Source organism: Flavobacterium sp. DG2-3, from assembly GCF_030730925.1.
Lineage (GTDB): Bacteria > Bacteroidota > Bacteroidia > Flavobacteriales > Flavobacteriaceae > Flavobacterium.
Genome location: NZ_JAVAMB010000003.1, coordinates 188,648 through 202,831 on the forward strand (window position 1 = coordinate 188,648; position 14,184 = coordinate 202,831).

Annotated in this window: 11 protein-coding genes; 5 read left to right on the forward strand and 6 right to left on the reverse strand. The window is 34.1% G+C overall.

Features of this window, described 5'->3' with window-relative positions; all coding sequences use genetic code 11:
• The first annotated feature begins 47 nt into the window (after positions 1-47).
• Positions 48-1,271, forward strand: coding sequence for a dicarboxylate/amino acid:cation symporter (locus Q9Q97_RS06875; RefSeq protein ID WP_306155826.1), 1,224 nt, complete (start codon positions 48-50; stop codon positions 1,269-1,271).
• A 103-nt stretch (positions 1,272-1,374) separates the two neighbouring features.
• Positions 1,375-2,775 (forward strand): pyridoxal-dependent decarboxylase, encoded by a 1,401-nt coding sequence (locus Q9Q97_RS06880; protein WP_306155827.1) that lies wholly within the window; start codon positions 1,375-1,377, stop codon positions 2,773-2,775.
• Positions 2,776-2,866: 91 nt separating this feature from the next.
• Here Q9Q97_RS06880 and Q9Q97_RS06885 read toward each other — a convergent pair whose 3' ends face one another.
• Entirely contained in the window at positions 2,867-4,984 is a 2,118-nt protein-coding gene (locus Q9Q97_RS06885; protein ID WP_306155828.1) for a TonB-dependent receptor domain-containing protein, read from the reverse strand.
• Between the two features lie 395 nt (positions 4,985-5,379).
• The gene (gldA, locus tag Q9Q97_RS06890) at positions 5,380-6,276 is read right to left on the reverse strand and encodes a gliding motility-associated ABC transporter ATP-binding subunit GldA (protein ID WP_306155829.1); all 897 of its coding nucleotides are present in this window, start codon (positions 6,274-6,276) and stop codon (positions 5,380-5,382) included.
• A 147-nt stretch (positions 6,277-6,423) separates the two neighbouring features.
• Between gldA and Q9Q97_RS06895 the strand changes: the two genes are divergently transcribed.
• The 3 genes from Q9Q97_RS06895 (at position 6,424) to Q9Q97_RS06905 (ending at position 9,692) form a co-directional block, all read left to right on the forward strand.
• Positions 6,424-7,002 carry an outer membrane beta-barrel protein gene (locus tag Q9Q97_RS06895; RefSeq protein ID WP_306155830.1) on the forward strand — a complete coding sequence of 193 codons (579 nt, stop codon included), beginning with the start codon at positions 6,424-6,426 and terminating at the stop codon, positions 7,000-7,002.
• A 223-nt stretch (positions 7,003-7,225) separates the two neighbouring features.
• The gene (locus Q9Q97_RS06900) at positions 7,226-7,813 is read left to right on the forward strand and encodes an outer membrane beta-barrel protein (RefSeq protein ID WP_306155831.1); all 588 of its coding nucleotides are present in this window, start codon (positions 7,226-7,228) and stop codon (positions 7,811-7,813) included.
• 532 nt (positions 7,814-8,345) lie between these two features.
• Complete coding sequence (locus Q9Q97_RS06905) at positions 8,346-9,692, forward strand: deoxyguanosinetriphosphate triphosphohydrolase (protein ID WP_306155832.1); 1,347 nt, start codon at positions 8,346-8,348, stop codon at positions 9,690-9,692.
• A gap of 64 nt (positions 9,693-9,756) precedes the next feature.
• On the opposite strand, the gene Q9Q97_RS06910 is transcribed toward Q9Q97_RS06905, so the two are convergent.
• From Q9Q97_RS06910 to Q9Q97_RS06925, 4 genes are read right to left on the reverse strand one after another with little or no spacing between them, the layout of a single operon-like run.
• Positions 9,757-10,758 carry a DUF3078 domain-containing protein gene (locus Q9Q97_RS06910; protein ID WP_306155833.1) on the reverse strand — a complete coding sequence of 334 codons (1,002 nt, stop codon included), beginning with the start codon at positions 10,756-10,758 and terminating at the stop codon, positions 9,757-9,759.
• A 32-nt stretch (positions 10,759-10,790) separates the two neighbouring features.
• Entirely contained in the window at positions 10,791-12,578 is a 1,788-nt protein-coding gene (locus Q9Q97_RS06915; RefSeq protein WP_306155834.1) for a 1-deoxy-D-xylulose-5-phosphate synthase, read from the reverse strand.
• Positions 12,579-12,632: 54 nt separating this feature from the next.
• Positions 12,633-13,271, reverse strand: a complete 639-nt coding sequence (locus Q9Q97_RS06920) for a hypothetical protein (RefSeq protein ID WP_306155835.1) — start codon at positions 13,269-13,271, stop codon at positions 12,633-12,635.
• A complete protein-coding gene (locus tag Q9Q97_RS06925; RefSeq protein WP_306155836.1) occupies positions 13,268-14,182 on the reverse strand; it encodes a hypothetical protein in 915 nt (304 codons plus the stop codon). Before Q9Q97_RS06925 ends, Q9Q97_RS06920 begins: the two co-directional genes overlap by 4 nt.
• Positions 14,183-14,184: the final 2 nt, after the last annotated feature.

The window sequence follows — 14,184 nt, forward strand, 5'->3', positions numbered from 1 at the left end:
ACTTTCATTGTTCCATTTTGGTTTCTAAATTGTAATACTTTTAAATTATGGAAGTAAAAAAAATCAATTTTCTACAAAGTTACAGCAGTATTCTTTTACTTCTTGGCGGTATCATTATCGGCAGTATTTTCGGATTGGTGTTCGGAGAAAAAGTATTGGTAATAAAACCAATTGGAGATATTTTTCTGAACTTACTTTTTACAGCGATTATTCCATTGATTTTTTTTACGATCGGTTCTTCGATTGCCAATTTAGAACAGAAAGAAAAGCTCGGAAAATTATTCTTAATAATGATTTTGGTTTTCCTTTCGACACTTTTGATTTCGGCAATTGTAATGATTTTTGCCGTTTATCTTTTTCCAATTCATGAAGATATTGCTATAGCGAAAATTCCGTTTGAAAATGTTCAAACAGGTTCGGTAGGCGATCAGATTGCAAAGCTGGTTACTACAAACGATTTCTTCGAATTATTGTCGAGAAAAAGCATGCTGGCGCTCATTATATTTTCATTTTTAATTGGTTTTGCGACTTTACAATCTGGAGAAAGAGGAAACGTATTTAAAAGTTTTCTGGATTCAGGAAACGAAGTCATGAAACAGCTTTTAAATATCATCATGAAATTTGCACCAATCGGTTTGGGAGCTTATTTTGCGTATCAGGTTGGTATTTTCGGACCGCAGCTGTTTGGTGTTTATGCAAAACCTATGGCGGTTTATTATGCGGCTTGTATCTTTTATTTCTTTACATTCTTTAGTTTATATGCCCTTGTTGCAGGCGGAAAAAAAGCTTTCAAAGTTTTTTGGAGCAATAATATTACGCCGTCTTTAACCGCAATCGGAACTTGCAGCAGTATTGCGACAATTCCGGCGAATTTGGATGCTGCACAAAAAATGGGAATTCCAGCGCATGTTCGAAATTTGGTGATTCCGTTGGGAGCACCTTTGCACAAAGATGGCTCGAGTATGTCATCTATCCTAAAAATTACTTTTCTTTTTGCCATGTTTGGAAAAGATTTCACCGAGCCTTCAACCATTCTCTTGGCATTAGGAATTACCATAATTGTTTCTATTGTCGAAGGCGGAATTCCGAATGGCGGTTACATAGGAGAAGTTTTGGCTATTACGGTTTATGGTTTTCCGATGGAACAAGCTCTGCCAGTAGCGATGATTTTAGGAACTTTGGTTGATCCAATTGCAACGTTATTAAATGCAAACGGCGATGTAATTTCATCGATGCTGGTGTCCAGATTCTCAGAAAAAACGAAGTGGTAGCTTCACTTTAAAAATACCTCAAATAATTAATTTAAAATATTTTCCTCTTATGTTAAGGCTTCGACTTTGTTCAGTCTGACAAAGAGATTTAATACTATATAATATGAATTCAATACTACAGCAAGATCTCAATGATTTTGATACCATTTTAGAAAAAACAAAACAGCAGGGAATTGATTTTCTAAATGCTATCGAAAATATTCCCACTTCTAATACGTACACAATTGATCCAAAAAGCGTTTTAAACGAATTGGGTCTAGGCTCGATCGAAGCCTTAAAAGAGTTTAATGAAAGACTAGCGCCATTGATGGTTTCTTCTTCGGGGCCAAGATATTGGGGATTTGTTACAGGCGGTTCTACTCCGGCATCGATCGTAGGTGACTGGCTGGCGGCTGTTTACGATCAGAATACGCAGGCAGTAAAAGCACAAGGTGGGGCGTCGGCTTTTATAGAATTTGAAACGATTCATTTATTATTACAGCTGTTAAATCTTCCAGATGACTTTTTAGGCGGATTTGTTACAGGCGCGACGATGTCAAACTTTACGTCTCTAGGCGTTGCAAGGCAATGGTTTGGAGCACAGTTTGGAAAAGATTTTGCTAAAAACGGAATTTCAGAAACTATCAATATTCTCACAGCAACTCCACATTCTTCTTCTGTAAAATGTTTGTCACTTTTAGGAATTGGAAGCCAAAATTATACGACTGTAAAAACAATTGAAGGCAATCGTGAAGCTTTGGATATTGCCGATTTAGAAGAAAATATCAAGCAATTAAACGGAAAACCTTTTATACTTATTTCAAGCGCAGGAACAGTAAATACGGCCGATTTTGATGATTTTGAAGCGATTGCAGCTTTAAAAGAAAAATACAATTTCTGGTGGCATATTGATGGCGCTTTTGGCGGATTTGCAGCGGTATCGGATAAATATAAACATTTGGTTAAAGGCTGGGAAGGAGCAGACAGTATTACGATTGACTGTCACAAATGGCTGAATGTGCCTTATGAAAGCGCTTTCTTTTTAAATAAAAAAGAACATATCAACCTGCAGATTGAAACATTTCAGAATTCAAATGCACCTTATTTAGGAAATGCTTTGGAGAATTTTAATTATCTAAATGTACTTCCTGAAAACTCTCGCCGTCTGCGTGCGCTGCCAGCGTGGTTTTCGCTTAAAGCGTATGGAAAAGAAGGTTTTAGAGATATAATTGAGTGCAGTACAGCGTTGGCATTGCATTTTGGAAATGCTTTAATAGAAAATGATTTTGAGCTTTTAGCACCAATTCGTTTAAATAATGTTTGCTTCACACTAAAAGGAGAGCACAATCAGGAAAAAGTAAGCCGATTTTTGTCTGATTTGAACGATACCGGAAAAGTATTTATGACGCCGACAGTTTATCTAAACAAAAAAGGAATTAGAGCTTCATTTGTAAACTGGCGTACAACAGAAAATGATATTAAACTTGTAATTCAGGAAATGCGAGAAGTGCTTTCGAGAATATAAACTATTTAAATGTAGAAGAGCCTGTTTGAAGGAACAGGCTCTTAACTAACACAAAAAAAAACAAAAAACAAGGTATTTAAAGAACGAAACTTTATATGCGGTATGTAAATGCAATTGTCGCTATACGATTGTCCAGATCATATCTTTTATCAATAGTCGTTTGCGCAACTGCAGATTTAATGTAGAAATTATTGGTGTTGAAAACATCAGTAAAATTGAGTTTGATACTTCCTTTTTTAGCTAAAACCTGTTTAGAAATTCCGATGCTGAAATCAAAGAAAGCGTCTCTCTGGTAAATTCCAAGATTCGATTTTGACTGATATTGAGCATTTCCTTCTGCTTTCAGCGTTTCAGTTATAGTAAAAGAATTTTGAACGCTTACGTTTAAGGTTGTTATAGGATCAATCGTATTGCTGTTTAAAATGTCTGCCATAAATTTATTCTCAAAAACATTGAATAAAGTGTTTACAGACCACCATTTGTTTAACTCGGCTGTATTGGTAATATTAACTCCGTAATTGTATGATTTGTTAACGTTTATTTGAGTTGTAACAGTCGTATTGGTGTCTGGATTATAGTTATACACTTCTGTAAAAACATCTTTAGTGCTATTAAAATAAACAGAAGCCATAAAATTACTTTTCCAAGCGTAGCCAATTTCCATGGCATGTGTAATCTCAGGAATCAAGTTTGGATTTCCCTGCGAATAGTTGAATGAATCATCGTAAAAACGGAACGGATTCAAATCAAACTGGCTTGGTCTATTGATTCTTTTACTGTAAGAAGCGTGTGCAGAATGGTTGCTGGTGAATTCATATTTTAAAGAAAGACTCGGAAACCATTTTAAATAATCATCTTTATGCTCTTCGTTTAAAGTTTTCTGATCAATGTTGATAGCAGTATACTCACTTCTTAAACCAGCCTGAATGTTTAATTTTTCTAACTGATATTTATAGTTGGCGTAAGCAGCATAAATCTGTTCGTTATATTCAAAATGATTGGTCGAATTAAAATCGATTAGCCATTCGTTGTTTTCGTAATATTCGTAAACTGATGGATTGTCATTGTTTTTAACGCTGGCTTTAAAACCCCACTCAATAGATTGCTTTTCCTTAAACGGATTTATAAAATCAATTTTTCCAGTAAAAACTTTTAACTGAGATGGAATATAACCGCGACGATCGTTTACAACAGTTGCATTTGCGGTATTTTCTGCACTTTGAAACTGGTTAGATCTAAACTTTGACGTTTCGTATTCAAAATCAAAATTCATGTTTTTTCCTTCGTCATTAAATTTATGAGTACCAGAAAAAGCATAAGTATAATCATTCCATTTTTCTTTGCTGTCATTGTAAGTCAAAGCATCAAAAATAGGCTGATTTGAAGTATTAAGAACTGTATTAGTTCCATCGGCCATATTTTCATAGCGTCCAATTTTAGCATCTACATAAAACTCTAAATTGGTTTTAGGAGAAACTTCATATTGCGTTCCAATTTTGAAATTATTAGAAGTAAGAGGCTCATCTGTAATAGAGGTCTGATGATTTGTAGACAAAATTTGCTGATGCGTAAGATCTGTATATTGGGTCTGATTGAATTTTTTACGCTCTTCTTCGCCACGAAAAGTATAACTGTAATTTCCGAAAACGCCCCATTTATCTTTATTATAATTTAAATTAAAGCCAGAATTCGTTCTGTTTTTTCGGCCTCTTCCGTAACTGGCAAATGCGGTTCCTTTTAAGCCTTCAGCATTTGGTTTTTTTAGAATAATATTAATGATACCAGCTTTTCCTGCCGCATCATATTTAGAAGAAGGATTAGTAATGACTTCTATTTGTTTAATATTTGATGAGGTTGTAGCTTTTAAATAATTGGCTAATTCTTTCTGAGAAAGCTGTGTCAATTTACCATTGATCATTACCGCAACACCTTGCTGACCGCGAATAGATAAATCGCCATCTTGAGATACCACAACGCCAGGCGCACGCGATAAAACATCAAGAGCTGTTCCGCCTTCAGAAACGATGCTGTTTTCTACATTAAAAACAAGACGATCTGATTTTTGAGTGTAAAGTACTTTCTTCTTACTAATCACAATTTCATCTAAAGCATTTATAGTTGTTTCAACAATACTGTCAGTTTCTTTTTCTGTTTGAGAATATCCATATACCGAAAAAGCAAGCATAATGGAGGTTATAATATTTTTCATGCTGTTTTAAATTTGGCGATTCTAACCGAGGCTAGAACATAATCTTGTAATTTTTAAATCAGAATTTATTGCAGTACAATTTGTTCTAATTTGTCTGAAAACCTTTTTTGAAGATTTATCGCTTGATTTGAAACAGTTGAAATAAGTTTTTTTAGGATAAGGAGTGTACGTAACATACCGTGGCATTTAAAATTTGATTTGCCAAATATAACACTATTTATAACAAGTCTAAATAAAAATAATAATATTTTTTAAAGAAAAATGATAATTGACTGATTTATAGATAAAAGAATGAGAAGGAAAATAAAAAAGCAGTTTGTTTTGAACTCAAAACAAACCGCTTTTTCATAAAAAACTTAAATCTAAGTAGCTTAGAAGCTTAGCAACTTAGAACCTTATTTTGTAATTTCTCTAAATACAGCTTCCAGATTTTTATTTTTCTGATTCAATTGTAGTGTTTTTAATCCATTTGCGTTGGCAAAGTCAAAAATAGCTGGTCGCATATCTTTTTCGGTAATAAAAGTTAGCTCCCATGTCATGTCATGAGTATTTACGTACGAAGAAATGTTTTCTAGTTTAGCTAAAAGCTGTTCTTCGACTTTGTAATCGAACTCAACTTCAATAACTTGCTCTTTATCGGCAGTAACCAAATGGTCTAATTTATTGTCGGCAACAATTTGTCCTTTGTCAATAATTATGACACGATCGCAAATCGCTTCGACTTCTTGCATGATGTGTGTCGATAAAAAAACTGTTTTATTTTTTCCAGCATTTTTAATCACATTACGAATTTCCATTAACTGGTTAGGATCCAGTCCCGTAGTTGGTTCGTCCAAAATTAAAACTTCTGGATCATGAAGCAAAGCATTCGCTAGTCCCGCACGCTGGCGGTATCCTTTAGAGAGTTGGCCAATTTTTTTATGGCTCTCTGGTGTCAGTCCTGTCAGTTGAATTACCTCTTCAATTCTTGATTTTGGCACGTTATAAACATCAGCATTAAATGCCAAATACTCACGAACATACAAATCCAAATATAACGGATTGTGCTCTGGCAAGTAACCGATAGAGCGCTGAACCTCTTTTTGATTTGTCATGACATCGTGACTATTTACAAGGGCTGAGCCTTCGTCTGCCAATAAATAGGTAGTCAAAATTTTCATTAAAGTAGATTTTCCTGCTCCATTTGGACCTAAAAATCCAACAATTTCTCCTTTCTTAATCGAAAATGAAATTGAATTTAATGCTTTTTGTGTTCCGTAACTTTTTGATATGTTGTTTACTTCTATCGACATGGACTTTTTATTTGCTACAAAAGTAACGAGAAATCCTTTCGATTGCTACATTTTGGCTTTTAAAGTATTTCTTAAAAAAAATATAAAGTTCCCAATTCACGGCACTGTTGTTGTTAAAGGAAACATAAATTTTAAATAAAAGCCCAAATGAAAAAAATGTTAGTGATAGCTGCTTTAGCTATCTGCAGTTTTGCAAACGCACAAAAAGGAACAGTATTAGTAGGTGGAAACATCGGATACACTTCTGAAACTACTGACTTCAATGTTGGTGAAAGAAAAACAAACGAATTTAGTTTTTCTCCAAAAGTAGGTTACCAATTCCACGAAAACTGGACTGTTGGAGGTGAATTTACAGTTGCGTCTTCAAAAGATGATCAAGGAGTAAATGAATACAAAACAAATACTTCTAAATTTGGTGCATTTGTACGTTATACAATGCCATTAAGCCAAACTTTCTCTGTTTTTGCAGATTTAGGAGCTGGTTTCCAAAACAGAACTGAAAAAGACTACGTTGGAAACAACTATTCTAAAGCTAAAGCTGACGGAATGTACATTGGTGTTGTTCCTGCTCTTTTCATCAACATGCAAAAAGGTTTTGGTCTTAACTTCAGTATCGGTGGATTGTCTTACGATACATTAAGCTATGATAACAATGGTCCAGATGTTAACAGATTTAACTTCAACTTTGGACAAACATTTAACATTGGAATTTCTAAAAACTTCTAATCTTAAGTTTTATATTCAATTTCAGAAAGCGCTCCAAAGGGAGCGCTTTTTTTGTGCTTTATGTAAATTTAAAGTTTGCTGATTTGTAATAAAAAGATTATTTGTTAGGAGTTTGTTTTGAAGCCATTAATCAATTGTAAAGATTTGTATTTCTGATTATTATTGGCTGTGTGGTGGCATCGTTGTTGGTTAATATCTTACAAATTTTAAATTATAAACCATTATGAAAAAAATGCTACTTATTCTTGCATTGTCAGTTTTTGGCTTTGCAAATGCCCAAAAGGGAACAGTTTTAGTTGGCGGAAACATTAGCTATAACTCTAATAAAATCGATCGTGAAGATGCGCCAGCAAAAACAGATGCTTTCGCTTTTTCTCCAAAAGTTGGTTATCAATTTCATGAAAATTGGACCTCTGGAGTTGAGTTTGCTTTGATATCTTCAAAAAGTACACTTGGAGAGGGGGAAGGAAAATCTAACGAATATAAAATTGGTGCATTTGTGCGATATACATATCCGTTAAGTGAAACTTTTTCAGTTTTTGCCGATCTAGGCGCTGGATTCAAAAGTCAAAAAGACAAAGGTTATGATGATGGATTACTTCAATATGAAAATAAAGGCAATGGTTTTTATACCGGTTTAACTCCCGCTCTTTTTATTAATATGAAAAAAGGTTTTGGTTTAAACTTTAGTATTGGTGGTTTAGGATATGAAACTTTGAGCTATGATAACGATGGAAATGATGTTGATTCTAGTCAATTTTACTTCAACTTTGGAAAAACGATAAACATCGGAGTTTCTAAAAACTTCTAATTTCAGATTTTTATATATCAGAAAGCGTTCCAATTGGAGCGCTTTTTTTATGTATAAGGAAAATTATTTTATTGAGTTATTTTATTACTTTTTAAAGTCTATTTTCTTTTTCTGTTCGCTATAATTTTGCGTATCAAAAATATTAAATCAAAAAGCCATGAAAGTTAGAAATATTGAAAAAGAAGAAATAAACAGAGAGGCTCTAATTACCAGAGTAATATGGTTTGTTTTAGGATTTATAGTTTCTTTTATTCTTTGCAAACTTTAAAAATAATGCCAACTAAAGTGAAACCGAAACGAATCATAACTAAATTCAGTCTCATTTGTTGGCATGAAAAACAAAAATTATCTCAGATACCACAATCTTATAATGATTTTTCCATAACTCACGTTTAGATTTTTTGCCACGAATTCACGAATAATTTTATACGCAATGATTTATAAAAATTCGTGAATTCGTGGCGAATAAAACGTATTTTTGACCTTTAGATCCTCAATCTAAAATCTAAAATCAGAAATCTAAAATTTTAAAATGAACTGGGAACAACTTTTATCTCTAAAGAAGCAAGGCGATACAGGCAAAAGATTACGTATAGAACAAGATGATACTCGTTTAGGATTTGAAGTCGATTATGACCGAATTATATTTTCTGCTGCTTTTAGAAGTTTACAAGATAAGACACAAGTTATTCCGCTTTCTAAAACAGACTTCGTGCACACGCGTTTAACGCATAGTTTGGAAGTTTCTGTTGTCGGACGTTCGCTTGGACGTTTGGTAGGAAAAAAGATTATCGAGAAATATCCGTACTTGAAAGAAGTTCACGGTTATCACATGAATGATTTCGGAGCTATTGTGGCGGCGGCTTCATTAGCGCACGACATCGGAAATCCGCCTTTTGGACATTCTGGTGAAAAAGCAATTGGAGAATATTTTTCTATCGGAAATGGCCAGAAATATAGAAATCAGCTGACAGATAAGCAATGGCAGGATTTAATTGATTTTGAAGGAAATGCTAACGGATTTTCAGTTCTAACGGCAAGCCGTCCAGGAATTGAAGGCGGACTTCGTATTTCGTATGCAACTTTAGGCGCTTTTATGAAATATCCGAAAGAAAGTCTTCCGAAAAAGCCAACCAATAATATCGCAGATAAAAAATACGGTTTCTTTCAAACAGATAAATTATTCTTTGAAGAAGTCGCTAAAGATATGGGAATGATTGCCAATAAATCTGGAGATGATATTGGTTTTGAAAGACATCCTTTGGCATATTTGGTTGAAGCTGCAGATGATATTTGCTACACGATTATTGATTTTGAAGACGGAATAAATCTAGGTTTAGTTTCTGAAGATTTTGCTTTAGAATATTTGATTAATTTGGTCAAAGACAATATCGGAGTTTCAAAATACAAATCGTTAACTACCAAAGAAGATCGTATTTCTTATTTAAGAGCTTTGGCAATCGGAACTTTAATTAATGATGCTGTAAATGTTTTTGTTGAAAATGAAGAAGCAATTTTGGCAGGAAACTTTCCGTATGCTTTAACAGATAAAAGCAAATACAAAGCGCAGATGAATGATATTATCAAACTAAGTGTTGAAAAAATCTATCAGAGCCGAGAAGTAATCGAAAAAGAAATTGTGGGTTACCAGATTATCCAAACGCTGCTGGATAAATTTATAACAGCATACAATAATAAATACGACGGAACTGCTTCAAACTATGATAAATTGATTTTGAAAATGCTGCCAGAAAAGCATCATTTAGACAAAACCAATTTGTACGAACGTCTATTGCATATTTGTCATTACGTTTCGCTCTTAACAGACGGAAATGCGCTTGAACTGTATGAAATGATTCAGGGACAAAAAAAGCGTTAAAAAGAAAAAGCTTCTTTCAGAAATATTCTAAAAGAAGCTTTTTTTATAGCTGTATTTTTCTCTTTTATTTGAAAGCATAAACCAGACCAACACCCAAAACTTGTCTTAATTGCATTTTTGGTCCTTCGGTAACCTGGCTTTTTGTTCCTGTAGTTGGATCAATAACGTCTTTTTTATTTTTAATGTCATCATCATAAATAATATGAACGCCGATATTAGCTTTAACATAGGCATTTACAACCAAGTCCAACCGTGTATCATAATCAACATCCACATTTCCAAAGCGGTTTAAATAGTCGGTATATAAAGTGAGCCTGTTTTCATAAAAAACATTTTTATAAATTTCGCTTTTCATGTATCCAGTTAAAAGTATACCGAATTCGGCTTTTACCTTTTGACCCTCTTCAATTAAAATTTGCTGTGTCGGGTCTAAAGGATCTGGTGCATAAACAGCTTTTTTAACACCAAAAGAACCTTGATTCGCCAAATTTTGATCTAATACTAAAGTGGTTTTTAACGTAATAGGTGAGAAATAAAAAGTTCTATTTTTCTCTTTATTCGAATTCTCAGCTCCGGCTCCTAGAAAGACATACGCTGGCGCAAAAGGTCTAGAGATTGGCACATCTCGGTTAGGATAATTATAACCGTTTGTAAATTGCGTGTTGAAATTAAACTTAGCTGAATAATACCAATTGGAAGCGGTATCTTTTCTAAAACCATAAGTAGAGTTGAATTGAACCGCATCATCCGTTTTTCTCATTTCAATATCATCCTGCTTATTTAGACCATATTTCATAATAAGTTCGTTAAACCATTTATGATTTCCTTTCAGATATGTTCTAGAAAATTCACCTTTAAATAAACCTGAGATAGAACTCGTTCCCCCAGCACTCCAGTTGACAAAAGCAATTTGTGAAAGGTCAAAGCCAAGTTGGTTTTTAGGTGTCCAGTTAGAAGGCGGTTTAGGTGCTTGATTTGGGCTTAAAGTGGTTTGTATAATCTGGGCAAAGTTATTAGAAGTACACAAAAGCAATAACAGCAAAAGGGTAGAACGCAATAAATTCATTTTGGTAATTTTTTTTTGGTGTCGCAAAATAATTATTTTGAACCGTTAGAAAAAAGATTTATTAAACTTTTAACGTCAATTTTACACAATTGTTGCAGTTGATTTACTGTTCCGTGCTCTATAAACTCGTCTGGAACACCCAAAATTTCAATAGAATTTTTAAAATTATTTGATGCTGCAAACTCTAAAATAGCACTTCCAAAACCACCATTTTTAACTCCATCTTCGATTGTAATTATGCTTTGGAAAGTTTTAAAAATGGTGTTTAATGTATTGATGTCTAGTGGTTTAATGAAGCTAAAGTTATAGTGTGCAATCTCCTCCGAATTGGTTGATTCTTTTAGAGCCTCTATAACATTATTTCCAATTGTTCCGGTCGATAGCACAGCAACTTTCGTACCATCTTTAAGGCATTTTGCTTGGTTCCAATTTATTTTTTCGTAATGTCCGAAATTTTCTACTTCCCAATTTGGGATGACTCCGCGGCCTCTTGGATATCGAATGGCAATAGGATGATCTATTCCCAACTGAACTGTATACAAAATGTTTTGCAATTCAATTTCGTTTAACGGAGCATAGATAACCATATTCGGAATCGAACGCAGATACGCAATGTCAAAAACACCATGATGCGTTGCGCCGTCTTCGCCTACCAAACCTGCACGGTCGAGGCAAAAAATGACAGGAAGATTTTGCAGTGCCACATCATGAATGACCTGATCGTAGGCACGCTGTAAAAAAGTCGAATAAATATTGCAATACACAACCATTCCCTGAGTAGCCATTCCTGCTGCCAAAGTAACGGCATGCTGTTCGGCAATTCCCACATCAAAAGCGCGATCTGGCAATTCGTCCATCATAAATTTTAAAGAACTTCCTGATGGCATTGCCGGAGTGATTCCGATTATTTTTTCATTCTTTTTGGCTAAATCTAAAATGGTCAAGCCAAAGACGTCCTGATATTTTGGAGGAAGATTTTCTTCCGATTTTAAATGAATTTCTCCCGTTGAAGCGTCAAATTTTCCAGGCGCGTGATATTTGACCTGATTTTCTTCTGCCTGCTGCAATCCTTTTCCTTTTGTTGTTACTATATGAAGGAATTTTGGACCTTTTATCTTTTTTAAACGATTTAATTCTTTAATCAATTTCGGAAGATCATGACCGTCAATAGGGCCAGAATAATCAAAATTCAGCGATTTTATAATGTTATTCTGCCTCGGGTTTTTTCCGTTTTTAACCGAAGTAAGGTATTTTTTTAAAGCACCCACACTTGGGTCAATTCCGATGGCATTATCGTTTAAAATTACCAGGATATTGGCATCGGTAACACCTGCGTGGTTCAAGCCTTCAAACGCCATTCCGCTTGCGATAGACGCATCGCCAATAATCGCAATATGCTCTTTTTCAAAATCGCCTTTTAGTTTAGAAGCAATCGCCATTCCGAGCGCTGCAGAAATTGAAGTAGAAGAGTGGCCAACGCCAAAAGTGTCATAAACGCTTTCACTTCTTTTCGGGAAACCAGAAACTCCATCAATTTGCCTGTTGGTGTGGAAAATTTCTTTTCTTTCTGTCAGGATTTTGTGTCCGTAAGCCTGATGTCCCACATCCCAAACCAATAAATCATCTGGAGTATTAAAAACATAATGCAGTGCAATTGTAAGTTCTACAACGCCGAGACTCGCTCCTAAATGGCCTTCTTTTACAGAAACGATGTCAATAATAAACTGACGAAGTTCCTGAGCAACTTGCGTAAGCTGTTCTTCTTTTAAAAGACGTAAATCAGCAGGATTATATATGTTGGAAAGTAAATCGCTTTTCATTGTAAAGGTAAAAAGCAAATTTACGGTTTTAAATTTAATTTCTTTTACAGCGTCTTATTTCAATAAAATAGGCACAGAATATTGCATTCTGGTTTTTTTTCCGTTCGATTCGCCAGGCTGCCATTTCGGGCATAAACTTAAAACCCTGATAATTTCTTTTTGCAAGGGTTCTTCAACCGCTGGAGAACATTCAAGAAAAGATACAGAACCATTTTTTTCTACCGCAAAGGCTAGAGTGAAATTGAGTTTCCAGTAATTAACATCTTGTGGCTTTTTATATTCTTTCATAAAAAAAGTATGAAACTGTTCAATGCCGCCAGGGAATTCTGCATTGGTATTCGAAAGAGGTTTTATAGTTGGTGAAGAATCTTCTTTTTTTGCTTTATCAGTTTTTGAAGTTTTGTTTGCCTCAATTTCTTTAGATGCGATTGATGTTGTTTGTTTTAATTCAGTTTGCTCTGCTTTCGTTAAATCTCGTGGAGTTTGCTCTGTCTTTTTCTTGCTTATTGTAGTTGTATCAATAGCTACTGATTTTGTTGTTGAAGTATCTTTAACAACTTTAATATTTTTAACTTCTTGTTGCTTGTCTTCTTTGTTTTGACAACTGAAAAAAGCCACACTTATAACTGCATACAGTGATGGCAAAAACAATTTGCAATTAATTTTAGCAGTTATTTTATGTTTTATTTTCATTTTTCAAGGACTATTGGGAAACTAAATTTTTCTCTTGTTCTTTTTCCATTTTGTTCACCAGGAATCCATTTAGGGCATAGATTTAAAACGCGTGTTATTTCTGACTCTAATTGAGGATCAATATCTTTTGGAAATTGAAACGCTGTTAATGAACCGTCTTTTCCTATCACGAATGAAACAATAATGCGATCTGTTGTGTTTTCAACTTCTTCGGGTATTTTAAATTCTTCGGCAAAAAACTCATAGAAAGCGTTAATTCCATTTGGGTAGTCTGCATTTTTTACAATTGCAGCTCCCATGTAGACGATTTCATTATTTTTTAGAATAGAGTCGTTTGCAATTTTTTTTTCAGCTAAAGACTGATTTTCCTCATAAGTGATTTCTGTGCAATCTTTTTGAGTAGTATGATTAGATTTTGTCTGATTCTCCAAAACTATTTCTCCAGTTGTTCTCTTAATGGTTTTTTTATTGTGATCACTATTTTGTTTCAATGGTGGAGCTGGCGGCGGCGGAATTTGTTTACTATTTCCATCCTGTTTTTCATCCTCTACAATTTCGATTTTATCAATTTTATTTTTATTTCCATTTTTATCTGCACAACTAAACAAAGTAGTTCCCATTGCTACAAATAAAGCCAATAGAAACATTTTAGAATAATTAGTTTGAGAATATAAAACGCGATTAGGAATTTGAATAGTAATGCTATCTAACTGCGATTGTTTAAATCTGCCACAAATTTTTTCGTTTTGATTTTGAATAAAATAATGTTGAATTTCTTCAGGAAACATAGATGTAAAATCAATGACCGTTTTAGAACAGCTCATGCAGAAGCGGCCATTATCTTTTGGCGTCATTTTGTCCCAGTTTTCTTGGCACGGTTCCGGAATTGTGATTTTATAATTTGTTTCCATAA